This is a genomic window from Maribacter litoralis, from assembly GCF_003075045.1.
Lineage (GTDB): Bacteria > Bacteroidota > Bacteroidia > Flavobacteriales > Flavobacteriaceae > Maribacter > Maribacter litoralis.
This window is the reverse complement of the sequence record NZ_QCZD01000009.1, coordinates 1-18,250: the sequence shown is the minus strand read 5'-3', so window position 1 is coordinate 18,250 and position 18,250 is coordinate 1. Positions and strand designations below refer to the sequence as shown.

The following is an 18,250-nucleotide window of genomic DNA, read 5'->3' as shown; positions in this document are numbered from 1 at the left end:
TAATAAGTAGATCTACTCTAGAATCAAACCAAAAGACACTCCCCTCGGATATTTCAAGAGTATAGGGCAATTTTATATTATGAATATCTATATCGTAAAATCGAATAGACCAAGATCCAACGCCCTCTTGGGCATCAGTATAAGAGGATGAGAGCCAAGTTGATTTATACTCAGTGAAATAGACGTTGGAATCTGACCCGTCAACATCAACTTGTGGGTATCTAAGTAACTTGTCGTCTATTTCACCCTCGATAAAAAAATCATAGTCCACAATCCCAGGGATAAAATCAGTCGTTTTATCGATTTGATTTTTAGAACATGAAATCAGTGATCCCAGTAAAACTGCAGTGATGGCGAGTTGATTTATTTTTTTCATTTCTTAGGTTTACCAGAAGATGCCAAATGTCATGATTCGTTGCTTTAAATTGCTCCCATTTCACTGTTGCGGACCGTGTATATATGTTGTCCTCTGATTTATCTATCCTTTATTTAAACTTTTGCTTTTAATTGTAAAAATAACTTATAGAGGTGAGAGATTACGATATAATATAGCCTGTGGAATAATATTCTAATTACAATTTGCGAGAATTTCTGAAGAACTATTACAATTGAATGCATTTAATCTTATCTCGTTGTCCATGCCAGAGGCAAGATATTCGCAAACCACACTGATAGCACAAATTGAAAGCTTTGGATTTCGTGCTATTCCTAAATAATCAATTTCCTCGTTTATGTTAGATAGACCGGTAAGATTCTCTAGTTCATAGTTACTACTAAAAATAATGTCTGTACCTACAGAAGTTAGATTTTGAAAAAAATCGATATTCTTTATATAACTCTTTTTTATTTTTAGGCTGCCGCCTATGGATTTTAGCATTCCAAAACCATTTAGATTTGATAGGTTATTACCATCTAAATCCAAATCCCCGCCAATTGTAGACAAGATTGAAAAAGCTGGATTTACATTAATTAGTTTAGGATTGTTCAAAAGTTGTATATCTTCATGGACAGACATAATTTGATTAAACCCTGAAAAATTTTGAAGTTCGATATTACTAAAAACCCTTAAATTGTTTATTGAATTTGCTACCTCAAATCCAGATATATTTATCAAAGAAGAATTCGCTATAATAGCAAGTTCTCCTGAAATATTTGTAAGTTCAGAAAATCCAACAATTTCAGTTAAAATATTATTGCCGCTTATATCTAAGTCTCCATCAATATCGGTTATTGAGCTAATTCCACTAACATCCGTTAGTAATTCGTTGTTAGATATGTTTGCATTGCCTGTTATATTTCTTAGGCTAGATAGGAAATCTACATTTTCAAGCTCGTCTAGGTTTGTTAAATATAGACCCGAGTTTATTTGTTCTATAATGTTAAAACCGGAAACTAATTTTAGAGGAAGTTGTGCCAAATTTAATTCACCATTTAAAATCAGTAAACTGTTGAAGCCAGTTATATCAGACATTTCTTCTTCATGAATATTAATACCTCCCGAACTTTCAAGTAAGTTAAAGCCCTTCAAAATGGTTAGGTTATTTCTTCTAAACATAAGCGGGCCAGTTATTGAATTTAAAGATTCAAACAAGGGTATAATATTTAGTTCATCATTGTCTATTATTTTAAAATATTCTCCTCCGACGTTTTGTAGTTTTTCAAAACCTGTTATTTTTTCTATTTTCTTATTTGAACTAATTTCTAACCATCCATTTACTTCTGCCAAATTGTTAAAGCCACTAACATCTTCTAATAGCTCATTTTGATTTATCAAAAGATTCCCATTCAATATCAATGGACCATTAATACCATTGATAGAGATTAAACTATCGTTATTTTGAATAGTGATGTTTGAAGAATTAGTTAGACTTTCAAATCCGTTTATTGAATTGAGTTTAAAGTTTTCCTGAAATACTATTTCTCCTCCGATTTTCTCAAGTGATGCAAAACCATCAATATTAGAAAAACTGTTTTTATTAAACACAAAATCACCCTGAATCGTTTTGAGCTTATTAAAACCAGTCAATTCACCTAAACCATAATTTTCATTAGCTCGAAACTCTCCTCCAATATATTCCAGGGCGTCAAAACCTTTTACGTCTTTTACACTACTTCTTCCAATTCCAAAATTGCCCTCAACCTTGATTAAATTATCAAAAACCTGAAGATTGTCAACATTTTGGCTTACACCTGACAATAGAAGACTTCCATTAAGATATGTAATATTAGACACTAGAGTGTCTGGTATTTGTTGAATAAATTCAACTATTATCGTTGCATTAATTGTGTCACAATTTTTATAAGTAATCAAAAAATCCTTCAAGGAATCTATTGTCCTTAATTTTATAATTCCATTTTCGGGCACTAGACATTCCGCAATTTCTTCTGGTTCTATTATATCATTCTTCTCTAAATCATCTTCTGTACCGCACGAAATCGCTAACATTAGTGATAAAAATAATAAGCTAAATATTGATTTGTTCATTTAAAGTTGATTATCAAAGATTTCTTTTAATTACATTGGTTTTAGTATGTTTATTTCAATCTTCATATGGGTATTAATTTCAAAATTCATAATAAGAATTGAACAATTTTACTAAAAACCTGAACCCGTGTTTCTAAAACTTGTAAAATATCATACTTAATGAAACGCATACAAATGAGAAGTATTTTTTAAATAAAGTGATATCATAAAGCTTTAAAATTCTTGTAATAAAGCTTAGCTTATTCAAGTCTTAAAACCTTCGTTCTATCAAATTACTATTTAGTAACAAATAGAAAATGAAAAAATCATCTATTTGAATTTTTTACTATTATAAATTAACGACATGAAATCCATAATCATCTTAAACTCAAACACCATACCCTATTCCAAACATCATCATAAACCACAAGAAAAACAAACCCATTAACAATCCTACTCCGATAATTGAATAGGTTAAGATGTCGAAAATTTTTCTATCACTTCTCTTGATACCAACAGCAATCAATATGATTACTACAAAAGCCAATAAAACAAAAATTACAGTAGTCATCCTTTATTTAGACTTTATTTGTTTTATCTATTTCCTCTGATAAATATAGATTTCATTATTCGATATATCTAAATACAACTTATCATCCTTTAATTCAAATTTATAAGTAACACTTTCATTAAATGCGTTGCCTTCATCGTAGTTAAAAGTAACTTCGTTACCACTAACTACATACCAACCATTCCCACCATCATTTGGAAAACAACCAATTTGCGGATCAAAATTAACGATGCTATTTGTTACCCGTTCATCCGCATCTAATAGTAGCGATGTGTCCACTTGACATCTATTAAGTTCTTGATTAACATCATCAATTATTATTGAATGCAAGAGCCACCATCCAATAATATCTGTGTCAACCTCCAAAGGACTTTCAATTTCCTTTTCACAGGCAATAAAAAGAAAAGTACTTAAAACAACTATTAATATTTTTTTCATGCTTTATTTATAATTGATACAACATCTGCGAACGGTAAATTTTTACTTCAAATAGGAAATGATTGTGCTAAATTTTGAGTCTGGGCAGTTAAATTTTAAAAAAGTAAAAAACAATAGTATTTTCTTCATTGGTACGTTGTATTTATAAAATCAATCAACCTTATTAAAATAGAAAATCGGGCTTACTAAACTTTTTAACTCGCTTGGTATACCTGATAAAATTTCAAAAGTAAAATCTTCTGTATTTATAACACCCATTTGGTAAACCCCATCACTTCTTTGAATGTACTCATATTTTTTATCAAACGAATCATAAGCGTAGCTAGCGAAAATTCGAGAACTCCCAGTGTATTTACCAACCGCTATTTCACCTATTTTATTATCAAATTGATCGTACAAAACATCAAAAAGTTCATCATTAGCCTGAACATCCCACTCTATCATAAAATATTCGGTACTTGTGCCAAAAACTTTTCCATGTAATAATCCATTAAATGGTTTATATGTTTCATTATTTAAATTCATCGAAAGAAAATACGTTTCTCTTCTTGCCCCTGTTCTAAATATTAATTCTTCATTATCACGGAAATAGTATATGTCATTACCATACAAATCAGTAAAATGAGGATAAAAACCTAAAATTTCAGAAACTTTAAAAATTATCTCGCTGCTATTATTGGAAAATTTTCTTAAAAAGATATCACCTTCATCAGGATTAGAGTTCTCGACTTTATTTAGAGTAAATATGTTTCCACCTTGTGTAACAAAACCTTTTATAACCCTTTCATTGGTCGGCACATTTAGTACTTGTGATTCTACTAATTGATTAAATTCTGTACTTGCCATTATTTCATCAATGTTACATTTGTAAAGCAAATTATAACCATTAGACTTACCGAAAATGTAAACATTCTTGGAGCTATCATTAAAATAAAAATCAGCGCCGCTTTGAATAGGATGATTTTCACTTTGAAGACGAAAATTCTTTATTAATTTATGAGAGCTATCACCTAAGACATAACCTTCTTTGGGACTAGAAAAAACCAATTTGTATCGATTATCTTCAATAGAACTATTTGGAACAACAGATTCATTTTTGGAACAACTAATAAGAAGTATAAAGTAAAAGAATATTACTGATATAATTTTAAATTTTGAGAAAATTGAAATCATAGACGCTATTCATGTTTTGGTTATTCAAATAACTATATTATTTAAGATATCTTATTTAGACAATGGTTTAATTAAACTATTAATTTTCATCCAATTCAAACTCATTTATTAAATCCCTACACTTTCTTGAAAAAGGTTGAAATTCAGAATAGCTATGTATTAGTTCCCCATTGAGCCTAATTTTAAAACCATTTTCAACTTCCATATTTCTGTCCATGACACGGAAGACTTCCATAAAATGATTATGCTCATCATTTACAAATTGAATTCTTTTACCCTTCTTTACTCCAGTTAGATTCATCGTTTAAGTAGACTTTTCAAATCACCACCTGGTGTGTTAGATGACTTTATTCATTCTCAATCCAGCTTTGTAGTAGTATTGACGGCTTTATTACTGGAAGCAATAATCCGTTCCAAAGTGTTTTGTTAGTTTTTTCATAAATCATTCCTCTAAATGTAGAATATGAAATACCAGCAAGGGTAGCGACAAAATTCTCTTGAAAAACTGGAGTATCTTCTTCATTGTAAGTAAACATCTTATCCAAATTATCAACTTGGAAGTGAAAATTAACTCTGAAACTACACTCAGGTTGGTCTTGTATTTCAATAGCCCTAAAAACTACTTTCAAACCGAGTAAAAATAAATTTTCAGAAACATTAAAAGCACTTTTATGAGCAATTTTGGTATCAAATGAAGATACTGGTGTTTGATTTCCAATTAACTCTCCAATGTCAGCATATAGCTCCTCTATGTGCTTAAGGTGTATTTTGGAAGGGTCGATATGGTGTGTTTTTTTAGTCATTAACCAACTTTCCCAGGCATTGTTTCTTGATATTTCGCTTCGGTATATTCATTTACAGACTCTTGCCAAGTTCCCTTAATTAGACCTAAATGGACATATTCTTTCACAGGTTCAACATGCAGAAGTCGTTCCTCTAAAGCCAATTCCATCTTGATAATGGATTTTCCAGTAAAATTATGCGTTCCACTTAACCACTTGCTAATTTCAGAAGGAGTTTTATTTAGCATTTTAGCAAAGTCTTTATCGCTAAGACCTTTTTCGTCTAATATGTTTCTAACCTTATTGGCAATAGCTAGATTGCGTTTTACAAGGCGCTCAATGACTGGGTCATTATTCTCATTAAGCCATTCGTTAATAATATTGTTTTTTTTCATTCTTTGGTTTTGTAACTATAAATCTATTATGATGTCATCTTCAAAGGCGATATCTGAAAAATTGTCTATCCATCTAATATCCTTCTCTTTGATTGCAGTATCAATAGCTTTAGTCAATCGATTTGCTTCTGCAAAGTGTGGGTTTACATTTGGGCAATCTTGGGCATATTTTGCAGTCTTTACAGCACCTGAGAAAAGAATTACCACATGTTCGTTTAATCTGTAGCAATATAACCTTAAGTTATTTGGTATGTTTTTACCAGCTTCAGTATAAGTAGGTATTCTATTGGTACCTTCGGGCGGCAGTGCATTTGCTTCGCCTTGTTTTTGCTCATCTCTGAATAAATGTTTTTGTGCGCCATATCTTTCTCCAATTTCTTTTAACCAGTTAATAATATGGATTATCTTCTTTCTATTAACTTCACCTTGTGTTTTTAAAAAAGATTCATATAAGGAATCTTGGTCGTCAAAGGTTTCAGGGTCATCACCAACACAGACTGAATAGTAACTGACCTGATCATAATCTTGTATGTGTTTAAGCCGTGCAAAACTACTCATCTATTTGTAAATATAAAAATTAAATTCACTTATAAGTGAATTTGAAGGTTATTTGTTGTCAAAATGCAAATTTTAAGAGTATAAACGTTTTAATAAGAGCCATTCAGATTGTATTTATTTGTAAGATATTATCTTGTTACATATATTCTTTAGTAATTTGAAGGATTATAGTCCTTTTAAATTTACATAATTCGAGCCTTGAAATATCCCTTTCTTATAAGAGTCTTCAGATATTACTTCACCTTTTTCATTATAAATTATAAGTGTACCATTTCCATTTTTTAAAGTACCCATCTCTTGAGCAATTCCTTTAGAATCGAAATTAGAAATAACTGTCCAAGGAAAACCATTCTTATATATCCTTGCGCTCCAAATCTTACCGGTTGAATAGTAATAAACATACTTCCCATTAAATGAAGGTGCTAAATCAATAGTTTCTGTTATGAATTTAGCTGGTACTATTGCGGCAAAACCACCGGTTTTATCATTAATCGCACCATGTACAAGACCAACAATATCAGGGCTCATTCTAACTCGTTTATTTGAATATCCTTTATTTGAACTTTAATAAGTTAAGCCAATCCTAAGTAAAAACAGAGTATCCCTAGGGTGTTAAAAAAGCCATGTATCATAATCATAAACCACAAATCGTATTTGCGCATGTAGAATATTATAGATAAGAGTGCTCCGATAATTACTACAACAAGTTGCCCTGTAATACCTTGCTGCATGTGCATGTATCCGAAAAAACCACAAATTATTAGAATATTAATAGCAAGACTGATTTTACTGTCTCCAAAGAATTTGACGAACTGTCGCATAAGATAACCTCGAAAAATAATTTCTTCTCCAAATCCCGCAGTAGCCCACACTATTAATAACCAGACGATGGTTACCTCAAGGTTTCCTTCCAATTGGCTCATGCTGGAATAATCAATAGGAACTCCTGTTAGCATCTCGATTCCAGGAACCACTGCAAAGGCATAAAAAATAAAAAGTCCCAGTGCAACTAATGGAGCATGCACAAGTAGATTTTTTGCATTGAATTTTCCACGTTTAAACCCAAGCGCTGAAAATGGTTTTCCGTTGTATTCTATATAATTAGCTATAATGATGATAATAGAGATAATTATATTTTCAAAAGGTGTTCTGGTGATTGGCCCAAAGTACATGAAACAAATAATGGCAAGGGTGACTAATGGAATTACTATTTGTCGTAAGGTCATTTTCTTCATCGTTTTTGATTTTAAATTCTAAGACGAAGAAATGAACTGGATTCCCAAAAACCCCTTTAAATATTAATGTTTTTACTGAATGGTAGTAAATTGATAACTGTATGGTCGATTGCTTGTAATTTATTTTATTGAAACCAAGTCATAAATGCTTTTCGTTTATAACGACTGATGTTGATTTCGGTAATCGAATCATTTTCAATAGAAGTTTTTAACGTAATCCGCAACTTGCCATTTGCAATCTTTTCAATTTGGTCTACCGCATCTTTATGAATGATAATTTGACGATTGACTCTAAAAAACAATTGGTCGTTTATTTTTTCTTCGAGCTCATTCAATGTAAAATCGGTGCTAATTGTAGTGCCATCATTTTGAACAGTATATACAATTTTGTTTTCGCTATAGAAACATGCAATATTTTCGTAGGTAAGCTTGGTTATTTTCGCACCACTTTCAATAGTAATTTCATAATCTTTTATTGATAGCTTATATAAATTGTAGATGTCTAGGGAATATGCTAACCCTATGAGAATAAAACTTAACAACAAGGTAATTAGCAACCCAATTAATAAATAATAGAATTCAGTTTCTCCACCCGCAATTTTATTTAAGACAATACCTAACGGAAAATACATGACGGTAATATACCCAAGAGTAGAGACCATATACCATGAGATAGAGGCGATTTCTACTTTTTTAGAGAAATACTTTTTCTTATAAAATTTAAAATTAAGCTCTGCTATGATTCCAATAAGAATACACAAAGCAATCGTGGATAGAAAACCTTCTACAGGGAATCTATACGATTCACCATTTGGGAAACTCTCGGGAGTTGATAAATGATTTACGACTAAAGAGAAAATTATAAAGACTATTAATTTCTGAAACCAACTCCATAGAGAACTATGGTTAAATTTAAGCGATACTGTTTTTAATGCAGTCTTGGTTGGTTGTGGAGCACTCATTAATTAGAAGTTCTTTTTTAGTTAATCTATAGTAGGACGATGTGTTTTACCATTGTATATTATAGTTCGGCTCGCATGTTAATAATCGTTTATTTGAACTTTGAAAATACAACTTCTACAGCCAATACTTTTTTCTTATTTTTTTCAACTTCAAATTTCCTTCACATTTGTTTTCTTCAAGGTTTGAATAGTAGCTATCCAAATAAAGCGGCATATTATCCCAATTTGAAAACCTTTGATAATCTTTACTTGAATCGAATGTCTTAGAAACTTTAAGTTGTCCGATTACTTCAAATTCCGTTATGGCTTTCTTGAAGAATTGTGCTTGATACCAATGTATTTGCGCAATAGGAACGTATTTAGATGACAAGCTTTCGTTCTTAAAAGCTATCGTTTCTTCCATCGAAAAATGAACACCGGCATCTTCGAAGTCTTTTACAATTGGTTTGTTTTTTGATTTTATTCTCGTAGTAGCAATAAGATTTAAACCATATTCTGTCCCTTTTTCACTCTCGAGAACAAAGGCTCCGCAATAATCTCCATTCGATAGCTTAAACACCAAGCATTCTCCTTTTTCAAATATAGAGTCTCGGAACTTTTTTTTTACTCTTCTCCTCGCATTCTTCTTTTCAGTTTGGATTTTCAACAGAAATGCGTGCAGAACTTTCCGTCTTTTATTTAAATCACTCTGACTAGCATCTAACTCTTTCCAAAGTTCAATATCATTGTCCGAATCAACTATTGTTTGAACTCTCTCTAGAACTTTTGAATCCAAAGCTTTACACTCCCATTGAGCCTTTGCTATAGTTAACCAAAAATTGTTTTGATCCTCACGAGTTGCAATTAGTTCTTTATGATCAGTAATTAACTTTTTCGTAATTTCTGATACATCAATCCCCTGATTATACAAATCAAAAAACTCATAATTTATATCTTCATAAATATCGTTTGAAGAAATTCCTGTTCCCCAAGTTCCCATAGGCGATTTAAGCTGTTAAAATCATAATGTAATACATCCTTTATTTGAACATTTGATTAGCTCAGTTCTTTGTTAACAATAGTTATTCTGAATACAGTTGAAATTTCCGTGCTTGTCCACTTTCATTTATGACAACAATTTCATATTCTCCAACTCTGAGGGCAAGGTTTATAAGGTCCGATTTATTTTCGACCTCTACCATGTCCATTGGGATTCCAGTTTTTATTTCCTCTCCTTTTTTGTAAGCCAGTACCATTACAGGAAATGAAATATCAATATTATCTAAATCCAACTTAACGGCTTTATTTCCAATATCAAATAGCCAATCTGGCCTACCATTTAAATAGCTGGTATTGGGATGAAATATTGCTATATCAGTCCAGCTTTCTTTGTTTTTATATCCTAAAGGACTGTTGTTCAGTTTATTCATAAGAATACTAGGTTCTTTGACTTTGAAAACTTCTAAAAAGGGATTATCAAAATCTCTCTTACTTCTTTCACTAAATTGAGTCTGATTAATCGTCAAAGGATTTATTTTAGTAAACTCTTTTAGTCGTCCGGCCATGGCTTTGCCCCACGAATCGTAATTACCTTCATTAACGTGTGCGAATCCACAATGAATGAGGAATTTTTCATTGGGATTTTCATTAATTATTTTTTGAATATGTTTTGCTTGTTCAATTTCCCTTACTTTGCCGTCCGCTTGGGTAATTACTTCGTAGGGGAAAACGTTATATCCAATCTTCAATGCCGTTCTAACTAAATCTCCGAATTGAGGGTCCCAAATATAGTAACCACTACTAAGAATCGGATAACCGCGTTTATTCAACAGAGAATCTTTGTATTGCCCATTACTTAAGGCTTCCAATCCTAAATTTTTGTAGCCTTGGTCAAAAAGATTTTGAAGAAGAGATTTTGTGAATGCCCTGTGTTTAGAATTATGATGTGCTTCATTAATAATTATTACTTGATTTTCAGTTGCTCTTTGAAAGATATACTCTGTCGCGGATATAGGTCGGTAGGTTTTTTTTAGGGAATCTACTTGTCTTTTAGTAAATTTTTTTTCGAAGCTTTCAATTCCATAATCCCACATTCTCAATGCATTTTTATAATCTCCCTTCAACCCATAATCGTATGCTATATGTTGGAAGTTATCTCCATGATGACCATGGCCTGAACTAGAATCAGCGGTTATTTGATATTCAATTTCTGAATTGAATTTATAAGGTGCCGTAAATTCTATTTTTTCTATTTCTTTTTGTTTAACATCGCAGGATGTCAAGAATAAAATTATTGCTAAAATTAAAATGTTCTTCATCCTTTATTTGAACTTTTATTCTCCCTGTTTCATCTGGACAGCAATCTCCGGATTGATTTTGGTCATATGCTCTATGAACTTCTTCTTTTCCTTGGGGGAAATTACAACCCCAGTATATTTTCCCCAATTTACTTCGAGTCTGTCAAAGGACAATGCCGGGGCGCTCAAAAGACTTTTGGTCTCCCTGATACTCCTTACCGAATTGATATCGATTTTTTTATTGAAGATGATTCCCGACTTTACAATCAAAAACTCCCCGTCGATCACATAATAGGTGTTCAAATAAAGATGTAATACGAAAAGTACAACTCCCATATTAATTAAAAGGCCGGTCCAGACTGGTTTGGAAATCATTGGTACTGCACTTCCAGTCAACACTGCCAATATAAAAATAAGCAGGCCATAACTTATTTTCGAGTAGTACTTCTTCATACTTAAATTGAACTTTATGATTTACGACATGGTATCTTAACTAATCCTTTATTTAACTTTAATTGATTTAAAAAAGCTATCTCAAAATGTGCAAATTATATTTGAATTTTCATTCAAGTAGTCGATGTTTCGAAATTAACTCCCTCAGTTTATTTTCTATACATATGAAGTCCTTGGATATAATTACTGGCTTATCGTTCAGACGAATTTTAAATGCCTTGGACCCTTCCAATGTTCTGGAGAAGCTCACAATTACCTCCATGGTTTCATACTGGTCCTTATAAATATAGATTTCTCCGTTGTTCAGCTCAGTTTCCGTCATATAGTGATAATTCCAAATATCGAATTTGAATATGGTCTGAATCAGTTGGACCACATAATTACAACCAAAAATCAGTAATATATACCTTACTATTATTCAATAAAATTAATACTGGTCAAGGGATTGAACCCTAACAAGATTTTGCAAAAACAAGACCACTCTCTCTTGGTACTCCTCCGGAATCCGTCCCCCGATTATCCATACGTTCAAAGCGTATTTACGGCTAACTAGAGTAAACTCTTCCTTGAAAAACATAAGGGCCTTTTCTCGATTATCATTATCCAAATCTTTGAACAGTCTTCTAATATTTCCTATCATAACCCATAAAAAGTAAATATAAGATATTTACTTTTTATGGGTTTAAAATTGCTAATTGAAAAGAATTAAAAGATATTGAACTATCAACTATTCAGCACCAAAGTTTATTCGTTTCTTTCATTAGTCTTGAATTTAGTAACATTACATTCTTATGATTAAATGAAAATGATATTATAACACGGCGTATATTAATCAAGTCTAATTGCAGAAATGTAGATAATTACTTATTTATACTTTTCCACTAAAGCTTCATTCACTATCAAGCACATTTCTGAATTCTTGCCAAAACACTTTCGAAGTATAGGTCGGTTTTTCTGAAAGCCATGTAAGGCCAATCATGTTATCTTTAAAAAGTCTTTCGGTCATGCCTATTTTTTCTTTACTTGACTTGATTTGAAAAACCATATTCCAATGTTCAAAATGTCTCTGATTGGCAAACTCGCTTGCAAGCAATTCCACTTTCGAGTGCTTAGGGTCGTCCTTGATTCTGCAGAACAATTTTCTTACTTCTTCTTCTTCTCCTTCCAATATGCCCACAAATTTGAGATTATAATAAATTAAACACCCGGTAATATTCTTTTCATTGTTAAAATTCTTTGAGTTGTGCTGTAAAGATAAAACTACACTTTCATCAAAATTCTCATTAGCAATGGAGTTATAAACTAATTCAAAATACATGTTTATGGAGTAATTGTGTTAACAAACTAAATTATCAAATCTAAAACGAAGATAAAATGACATTTCTCAGTACGGTACTTAATTCGAAATTATCGTTTATTTAAACTTTATTCATGTTTCTATTCACAGGCACCAATTGTATAATCTTCAATACTATTGCATCTAGCAGACGAAGGGTTAGAGTAAGTAATACCATTACATCCGCATACAGGATTTATGTCATTTGTGACCGGGCAAGCATCTATAGCCACTTCTCTACATTCTTCGTTATCTCGTTCACATCCGTAAAGTATTGATACAAGAAGGACCAAAAGTAAAAATCTCATAAATTTTATCGTTTAATTGAACTTTAGAGTTTTGAATAGACATCTTGTCTACCAATAATGGCCATTATTTCAACTATGTCGCCATTAATTCTATAATAGATACTATCAACACCAGAAACACCACGTCGGTAACCGTTTTTGATGTAATCTACAGCTGGGTAGATCAAAGGGTCTTGTGCAATTAAATCAAACTGATGAAAAAACGCATGGTAGTACTTGTCGGCTTGATTAACGCCAAACTTATGCACACCATATAACCAAATACGATAAAGGTCCTCTTCCGCGTCGGGCGAAAGCTTATAAATCGCCATTGGCTTTAGCTTTTTCCTTAAAACCGTTTAAAATCTCCTCGGCTGATTTATTGACGTATCCCTTTTTATTGAGATTTTCTTCCGCCTTGATTAATTTTGCACGAATCCAATCAACTTCTTTTTGTTGTTCCCTTGCTTGACGAATAAGGTCATTTATCAACTCACTTTTACTGGAATATTCTTCACTCTGAACTTGTGATTTCAACCACTCATCATTCGGTCTTGTCAAGGAAATACTTTGTCTTGCCATGGCTAAAGATTTATTTTTGATGTAAATATACACCAATAACGAACCGTATGCAATTTTATTTTTGAGTTATAATTATCCTTTATTTAAACTTTGTTCATCCAAGTCAAAATCTGAATCGCCTCCAGATTTATTCCTATACCTGTACCCTAAAATAAGTATTATTATGATCGCTATTATAATAGGCTAATACTTCATCTTATTATTTGAACTTTATAGGACTGGACTAAGGTTTTTCATAGGAAGTTTTGCTGTGGGCAGTATTTATTCCACCATTCTGGGTCTTAACCCATCTTCGGCTTGCTCTAATCTTAGATATGCAAAATTCAAATTTTTCAATTCAGCATACTTAATAAGAAGAATATGTCCAATAATTGGATAATATTTATCTGAATTATCCGATTTTGCTCCGTCCTCATCTATTGTACTATCATCGGATAATTTTCTTCTTTGAGCATTTTTTAAGCTTATTGTTTCAAGGCCACCATCGCTTCTTAGTTCATAATCGACTAATATGCCATCATAGAGATATGATTCGCCACCGATTTGGACTATTGCGTCTATAAAAACTAATTCAATATCCTCTACTTCATCTGTTTCAAGTGCAATTTCTGCTCTTGGAAAATCAAAAAACTCTCCTTTCAAAATATAATGCCAAGAATTTTGATATCTGAAAATCTTAAAACGTCTGTCCCACTTGTTATTCCTAATTATTTGTTTCCAGTAATATCCAGAAATACCTGAAAAAAGGAATAATGATAAATTATAACCTAAAATTTTTAATGAGTTATTTTGAACATTAGAAAAAGTTTCTTCTAGAGGTTTTGCTGATACCAAATCCGACAATATATTTAAATCAATATGCTGACCTATTAATCTTGCCACGAAAAACCAAATTAATTGGAATATAAGGCTTGGAATTATAGTTGAAATGAAGACTTCAAAAAAAGTTGATTTAAAATATTCTCTAGAAAATTCTTCACTCTAATAAAATCTCCTAAAGAGTATTCCCGGTATTAGAAGGAAAAACAGCACTATTGTGGAGAGTGCAATGTTCACTATGCTTGCTGAAGTTTAATTCTCTCTTTTTCGATAAGTTTTTCAGTTCTTGGAGACAATTTGAAAGTAGTTTTACCTTCTCCTTTATGTCTAAGAGCACGAACAGCGTTTGCTAATTTTTTAGAATCAACAGGACTGCTTAAAATAATACTTACTCTCTTACTCGTTAATGAAGAATCCGAGTGTTTGTACGTAATTATTCGCTTCGTTATTTTTTCTTTTGACATGGACATACTCAAATATACTCGGTTTTTAAATCTATTCCAAAGACTTTCTAAAAAGGTTAACGTATTTTCCTACTGATTGTTCTAACTAAAAGTATGTTTTACATCACCCATAACAATTGGATATCATCATTGATGATATGTTGTATATATATCTAATTTAATAAATCGTAGAAAAAGAATCTTTCCAGCTAATTAAACAATCCTTTAATTAGCTTTTCAAACTACGACATGGTGTCCTAACTTATCCTTTATTTGAACTTTAATGAACTGGACTAGGGCTTTTCATAGGAGCCGTTGTTATGCAAAGTTATCTAATAATCCCTTTTCTAGCCCAAGATGGCCTAATTGAAATTATGTATTGTTTTTCTTCATCAGTTGGATTCTTTGGTAAATCTACATGATGTGGTCGAATATATTTCTCAGTATACTTACCCATGGAAAGAGCTGCAAATCTTCCAGAAACTATTGCGCTATCACCAAATTGTCTGTTCATTCTAAGAAGCCCTGCATCCATTAGGCCACCTACAACAGGATCATCATATGGCATTTCAATTGATCTTTGGCCACAAATCATAAATTCGCGAAATATTGCTTTTTCATGATCGTCTAATTCAGAAATTCTTTTTCTAAGTTTTCCTTTTGCCTGGAAAAAATGCCACTCGAAATTTATCTTTTTTCCAATCCAGATAAAAACATTTAAAAGAGTTAATCCAGCAGAAATTGCAAACACTAATCCAATAATGGGCCCATATGTATTTTTAATTGAATCTAATTGAATTTTTTCTAATAACAATTCATTTGCAAAAAGTATGAAGCCTGTAACTAAGGCAAATAAGACGAAGAATTTTGCTGGTAATTTAGATAAGTCAAATAATCCCTTAAACAGGTCCATATTGCTGTATTAATTTTTCATAACGGTTTTGTATATGATACGTTGCGTGGTTTAGCACGTAATTTAGCAAATAAAAACCGAATAGAAAATCCGCGAGGATTTTCGTAAGTAGGCTCTCACCAGCAATGGATTATATACGTCTTAAGTTTGATTCTCAGTAAATTGTTGATATAACTAGAAAGAACAAAAGAGAGAATTAAGGTTACTATATACGGTGAAGCTTTAGACTTCGGCAACATTGATAATCCTCTCTCTTTTACTACTTAAACCACGTTCAGTTCTGTGAGACCTTAGATCTCGTTTTCAAGTTGTTGTGAGCAGAAGTAGCCGGTTCTTTCGTAAAACATATCTTATGAATAAATATAAAGAAACTTTTGGAGTCGACATCAGTAAAGATGTCTTTGATGTACATGGTAGTAACAAAGGTCACGACCAGTATAAGAACGATGAAACTGGATTTAAGAAATTCCTTAAGGAACTGCCCAAATGTTCATTGGTCGTTATGGAAGCTACCGGTTATTATCATTATAGACTTGCCCAGTTTCTTTACAAAAATGGAGTAATAGTTTCAGTAGTAAACCCATTATCCGTAAAACGTTTCATTCAAATGAAACTGGCTAAAGTAAAAACGGACAAGAGCGATGCCAAGGCTATATGTGAATATGCACTGGTCAACGAGGTATCTATTTACAATGCCTTGACGGATATCCAGAGCGAATGTTTACAGTTGTTCCGGTTATTGGATATCTATTTAAAACAACGTACCGCGACCAAGAACAAGATACACGGAGAAGCTGTTCTGGGCATACCTTCAAAGTTTGTTTATCGTTCCTTGATACGTAATAAGAAACTGCTCAATAAAGAGGTAGCCGCTATCGAATCAAAGATTCTGTCATTGGTAAAAGAGGACCAACAGGAGCAATTGACCTTGTTGACATCGATACCCGGTATAGGTCAAAAGACTGCCTTGTTCCTAATAGTGGTCACCGATGGGTTCAATAAGTTCGAAACGGCAGCACAGCTTTGTAGTTATGTAGGTATAACCCCCACGATAAGGGAATCGGGGAGCAGTGTAAGAGGTCGTGCGCGAATAAGTAAGGTCGGCAATAGAAAGCTTCGTAATCTACTGTTTCTATGTTCTTTCAACGCCTGTAAACACAACAAGGCATGCAAAGAGGTATATGAGCGGATCGTGAACAAGGGGAAGAGCAAGAAACTGGCACTGATAGCCGTTGCCAACAAACTATTGAAACAGTCTTTTGCCATTGCAAAATCCGGTAGGCCATATGATGAAACCTACGTCTCTGTATTGCCTAGATAAATAGCGGATAAATTAAATAAAAAGAGCTCAGGAATCTGTTTTTTGAATCTATGAGCATAGGATAATATTGTCTCAGATTAAAGAAGAATTTGTTTGTTTTTTACCTCAGTTCTTTGTTAGTGGCAGTTTTTTATTTTCCGATGATTGGATAAAAAATACAGTAAGTCATTCCTAAATTAAACGCCATATGACATATTATTGCTCCTAAAATCGAGCCTGAACGTTTTCGGCAAACATAAAATAAAATACTTACAAAAAACATACTCAAAACCCATATCAAAGTCGGGATTAAAAGGAATTCCCACTTTTGGTTATGAAAAACTAATCCAAAATGTGAAATATGAACCGTTGCAAATGCTAAACTGTCAATTATTGATGCTTTTATATTTCCCAAGGAATTAGCAAAGCTTGAATGTACTATTCCTCTGAAAAAAAGTTCTTCTCCAAACGGACTAAATGTTATTGCAATAAAAGCTGAAATACCAAACATAATAAGTTTACTTTGCTCGTCGATTGTTTGAGGAATATTATAGGACTTTCCAATATAATTGTACCAATTTTCGTAAGAATTACCATATAAAATTTCTCCAAGGAAGTAAAGGAAAATACTAAAAATAGTACCAATTAAAAAGGCAATAATTAGCCATCGCTTTTTTGTGGGCTTTTTAATTCCGATTTGTTTTCTGCCGTATTTGCTTAAAAATACGAAAGGTGCAATAGCCATAACAAGCATTGTTATTCCAACAAATTGCATATTGCCAATTACGTTGCCGTGTAAGACTAAAATAATACGAGGAATACATAATAGAAGAATTAGAAAAAGTCCAAATTTCCAGTCGAAATTGAAAATTTTACTCCATAAGGGTTTTAATTCTGTGTCCATATTTTATTCCAAATGTTCGGTTTTCTCGATGGTTTTTTCAAATTGCCACTAACGTTTCGGCTAAGCGTAGTGCGGAGGCAAGGAAACTTTTCGTTTCCGTCTACGCACGAAGCTAAAGCTTATTGTTTAGTTTTATTTTTCTTTTCCAAAGCTAAATCCATAAGATTTAGCGACATTATAAATATACGCAGACCTTTAGGTTTTTCCCTAAAGTCCGCATTACGTTTAGGTTTTGTGCCTGTTGCACAAGTTAACGAAAAAACCATATAGGGCCAACGTGATCTTAACGTTGGGTCGTTAACTTTAGGTATGCAGGGAAAAAAGGATTACCAGGAAAAGCTATTTGCACAATTTCAATT

General features: G+C 32.3%; 22 protein-coding genes. 1 reads left to right on the top strand and 21 read right to left on the bottom strand.

Annotated elements, in window-relative coordinates; genetic code table 11:
• The 20 genes from DCS95_RS19715 to DCS95_RS19605 form a co-directional block, all read right to left on the bottom strand.
• The coding region (locus tag DCS95_RS19715) for a hypothetical protein (protein WP_164674250.1) at positions 1 to 376 on the bottom strand (376 nt) is incomplete at its 3' end.
• Positions 377 to 568: 192 nt separating this feature from the next.
• On the bottom strand, positions 569 to 2,485 hold the full coding sequence (locus tag DCS95_RS19710; protein WP_116772517.1) for a hypothetical protein: 1,917 nt from the start codon (positions 2,483 to 2,485) through the stop codon (positions 569 to 571).
• Positions 2,486 to 3,062: 577 nt separating this feature from the next.
• A complete protein-coding gene (locus DCS95_RS19700) occupies positions 3,063 to 3,473 on the bottom strand; it encodes a lipocalin-like domain-containing protein (protein WP_116772515.1) in 411 nt (136 codons plus the stop codon).
• Between the two features lie 150 nt (positions 3,474 to 3,623).
• Complete coding sequence (locus tag DCS95_RS19695) at positions 3,624 to 4,646, bottom strand: hypothetical protein (protein WP_116772514.1); 1,023 nt, start codon at positions 4,644 to 4,646, stop codon at positions 3,624 to 3,626.
• A gap of 79 nt (positions 4,647 to 4,725) precedes the next feature.
• Positions 4,726 to 4,947, bottom strand: coding sequence for a hypothetical protein (locus tag DCS95_RS19690; RefSeq protein ID WP_116772513.1), 222 nt, complete (start codon positions 4,945 to 4,947; stop codon positions 4,726 to 4,728).
• A gap of 46 nt (positions 4,948 to 4,993) precedes the next feature.
• Positions 4,994 to 5,449: a hypothetical protein gene (locus DCS95_RS19685; RefSeq protein WP_116772512.1), complete on the bottom strand. Its 456-nt coding sequence runs from the start codon at positions 5,447 to 5,449 to the stop codon at positions 4,994 to 4,996.
• The gene (locus DCS95_RS19680) at positions 5,449 to 5,823 is read right to left on the bottom strand and encodes a helix-turn-helix domain-containing protein (protein WP_116772511.1); all 375 of its coding nucleotides are present in this window, start codon (positions 5,821 to 5,823) and stop codon (positions 5,449 to 5,451) included. Before DCS95_RS19680 ends, DCS95_RS19685 begins: the two co-directional genes overlap by 1 nt.
• A gap of 15 nt (positions 5,824 to 5,838) precedes the next feature.
• Positions 5,839 to 6,381, bottom strand: a complete 543-nt coding sequence (locus DCS95_RS19675; protein ID WP_116772510.1) for a hypothetical protein — start codon at positions 6,379 to 6,381, stop codon at positions 5,839 to 5,841.
• Between the two features lie 165 nt (positions 6,382 to 6,546).
• Positions 6,547 to 6,909 carry a toxin-antitoxin system YwqK family antitoxin gene (locus DCS95_RS19670; protein ID WP_116772509.1) on the bottom strand — a complete coding sequence of 121 codons (363 nt, stop codon included), beginning with the start codon at positions 6,907 to 6,909 and terminating at the stop codon, positions 6,547 to 6,549.
• A gap of 44 nt (positions 6,910 to 6,953) precedes the next feature.
• The gene (locus DCS95_RS19665) at positions 6,954 to 7,616 is read right to left on the bottom strand and encodes a CPBP family intramembrane glutamic endopeptidase (protein ID WP_164674249.1); all 663 of its coding nucleotides are present in this window, start codon (positions 7,614 to 7,616) and stop codon (positions 6,954 to 6,956) included.
• A 125-nt stretch (positions 7,617 to 7,741) separates the two neighbouring features.
• Positions 7,742 to 8,578, bottom strand: coding sequence for a LytR/AlgR family response regulator transcription factor (locus DCS95_RS19660; RefSeq protein WP_116772508.1), 837 nt, complete (start codon positions 8,576 to 8,578; stop codon positions 7,742 to 7,744).
• A 115-nt stretch (positions 8,579 to 8,693) separates the two neighbouring features.
• Positions 8,694 to 9,557, bottom strand: coding sequence for a hypothetical protein (locus DCS95_RS19655; protein ID WP_116772507.1), 864 nt, complete (start codon positions 9,555 to 9,557; stop codon positions 8,694 to 8,696).
• 82 nt (positions 9,558 to 9,639) lie between these two features.
• On the bottom strand, positions 9,640 to 10,875 hold the full coding sequence (locus DCS95_RS19650; RefSeq protein ID WP_164674248.1) for a hypothetical protein: 1,236 nt from the start codon (positions 10,873 to 10,875) through the stop codon (positions 9,640 to 9,642).
• A 15-nt stretch (positions 10,876 to 10,890) separates the two neighbouring features.
• A complete protein-coding gene (locus tag DCS95_RS19645) occupies positions 10,891 to 11,307 on the bottom strand; it encodes a PH domain-containing protein (protein ID WP_116772505.1) in 417 nt (138 codons plus the stop codon).
• An 889-nt stretch (positions 11,308 to 12,196) separates the two neighbouring features.
• Positions 12,197 to 12,625 (bottom strand): BLUF domain-containing protein, encoded by a 429-nt coding sequence (locus DCS95_RS19630; RefSeq protein ID WP_116772502.1) that lies wholly within the window; start codon positions 12,623 to 12,625, stop codon positions 12,197 to 12,199.
• A gap of 349 nt (positions 12,626 to 12,974) precedes the next feature.
• Positions 12,975 to 13,262: a type II toxin-antitoxin system RelE/ParE family toxin gene (locus DCS95_RS19625; protein WP_116772501.1), complete on the bottom strand. Its 288-nt coding sequence runs from the start codon at positions 13,260 to 13,262 to the stop codon at positions 12,975 to 12,977.
• Positions 13,249 to 13,512: a ribbon-helix-helix domain-containing protein gene (locus DCS95_RS19620; RefSeq protein ID WP_116772500.1), complete on the bottom strand. Its 264-nt coding sequence runs from the start codon at positions 13,510 to 13,512 to the stop codon at positions 13,249 to 13,251. Before DCS95_RS19620 ends, DCS95_RS19625 begins: the two co-directional genes overlap by 14 nt.
• 261 nt (positions 13,513 to 13,773) lie before the next feature.
• Positions 13,774 to 14,394, bottom strand: coding sequence for a hypothetical protein (locus DCS95_RS19615; protein WP_116772499.1), 621 nt, complete (start codon positions 14,392 to 14,394; stop codon positions 13,774 to 13,776).
• A 173-nt stretch (positions 14,395 to 14,567) separates the two neighbouring features.
• Complete coding sequence (locus DCS95_RS19610) at positions 14,568 to 14,795, bottom strand: hypothetical protein (RefSeq protein WP_164674247.1); 228 nt, start codon at positions 14,793 to 14,795, stop codon at positions 14,568 to 14,570.
• A 307-nt stretch (positions 14,796 to 15,102) separates the two neighbouring features.
• The gene (locus tag DCS95_RS19605; protein ID WP_027066624.1) at positions 15,103 to 15,687 is read right to left on the bottom strand and encodes a super-infection exclusion protein B; all 585 of its coding nucleotides are present in this window, start codon (positions 15,685 to 15,687) and stop codon (positions 15,103 to 15,105) included.
• A 352-nt stretch (positions 15,688 to 16,039) separates the two neighbouring features.
• Between DCS95_RS19605 and DCS95_RS19600 the strand changes: the two genes are divergently transcribed.
• Positions 16,040 to 17,008, top strand: coding sequence for a transposase (locus DCS95_RS19600; protein ID WP_116772497.1), 969 nt, complete (start codon positions 16,040 to 16,042; stop codon positions 17,006 to 17,008).
• Between the two features lie 130 nt (positions 17,009 to 17,138).
• On the opposite strand, the gene DCS95_RS19595 is transcribed toward DCS95_RS19600, so the two are convergent.
• Entirely contained in the window at positions 17,139 to 17,891 is a 753-nt protein-coding gene (locus DCS95_RS19595; protein WP_116772496.1) for a CPBP family intramembrane glutamic endopeptidase, read from the bottom strand.
• Between the last annotated feature and the right edge of the window lie 359 nt (positions 17,892 to 18,250).

Bases quoted from the DNA above. Each gene is read 5' to 3' on its own strand.
- DCS95_RS19595 (WP_116772496.1), bottom strand. From the start codon at position 17,891: ATGGACACAGAATTAAAACCCTTATGGAGTAAAATTTTCAATTTCGAC.
- DCS95_RS19695 (WP_116772514.1), bottom strand. From the start codon at position 4,646: ATGATTTCAATTTTCTCAAAATTTAAAATTATATCAGTAATATTCTTT.
- DCS95_RS19660 (WP_116772508.1), bottom strand. From the start codon at position 8,578: ATGAGTGCTCCACAACCAACCAAGACTGCATTAAAAACAGTATCGCTT.
- DCS95_RS19710 (WP_116772517.1), bottom strand. From the start codon at position 2,485: ATGAACAAATCAATATTTAGCTTATTATTTTTATCACTAATGTTAGCG.
- DCS95_RS19670 (WP_116772509.1), bottom strand. From the start codon at position 6,909: ATGAGCCCTGATATTGTTGGTCTTGTACATGGTGCGATTAATGATAAA.
- DCS95_RS19675 (WP_116772510.1), bottom strand. From the start codon at position 6,381: ATGAGTAGTTTTGCACGGCTTAAACACATACAAGATTATGATCAGGTC.
- DCS95_RS19630 (WP_116772502.1), bottom strand. From the start codon at position 12,625: ATGTATTTTGAATTAGTTTATAACTCCATTGCTAATGAGAATTTTGAT.
- DCS95_RS19690 (WP_116772513.1), bottom strand. From the start codon at position 4,947: ATGAATCTAACTGGAGTAAAGAAGGGTAAAAGAATTCAATTTGTAAAT.
- DCS95_RS19610 (WP_164674247.1), bottom strand. From the start codon at position 14,795: ATGTCAAAAGAAAAAATAACGAAGCGAATAATTACGTACAAACACTCG.
- DCS95_RS19620 (WP_116772500.1), bottom strand. From the start codon at position 13,512: ATGGCAAGACAAAGTATTTCCTTGACAAGACCGAATGATGAGTGGTTG.
- DCS95_RS19680 (WP_116772511.1), bottom strand. From the start codon at position 5,823: ATGAAAAAAAACAATATTATTAACGAATGGCTTAATGAGAATAATGAC.
- DCS95_RS19625 (WP_116772501.1), bottom strand. From the start codon at position 13,262: ATGGCGATTTATAAGCTTTCGCCCGACGCGGAAGAGGACCTTTATCGT.
- DCS95_RS19605 (WP_027066624.1), bottom strand. From the start codon at position 15,687: ATGGACCTGTTTAAGGGATTATTTGACTTATCTAAATTACCAGCAAAA.
- DCS95_RS19665 (WP_164674249.1), bottom strand. From the start codon at position 7,616: ATGAAGAAAATGACCTTACGACAAATAGTAATTCCATTAGTCACCCTT.
- DCS95_RS19645 (WP_116772505.1), bottom strand. From the start codon at position 11,307: ATGAAGAAGTACTACTCGAAAATAAGTTATGGCCTGCTTATTTTTATA.
- DCS95_RS19600 (WP_116772497.1), top strand. From the start codon at position 16,040: ATGAATAAATATAAAGAAACTTTTGGAGTCGACATCAGTAAAGATGTC.
- DCS95_RS19650 (WP_164674248.1), bottom strand. From the start codon at position 10,875: ATGAAGAACATTTTAATTTTAGCAATAATTTTATTCTTGACATCCTGC.
- DCS95_RS19685 (WP_116772512.1), bottom strand. From the start codon at position 5,449: ATGACTAAAAAAACACACCATATCGACCCTTCCAAAATACACCTTAAG.
- DCS95_RS19700 (WP_116772515.1), bottom strand. From the start codon at position 3,473: ATGAAAAAAATATTAATAGTTGTTTTAAGTACTTTTCTTTTTATTGCC.
- DCS95_RS19655 (WP_116772507.1), bottom strand. From the start codon at position 9,557: ATGGGAACTTGGGGAACAGGAATTTCTTCAAACGATATTTATGAAGAT.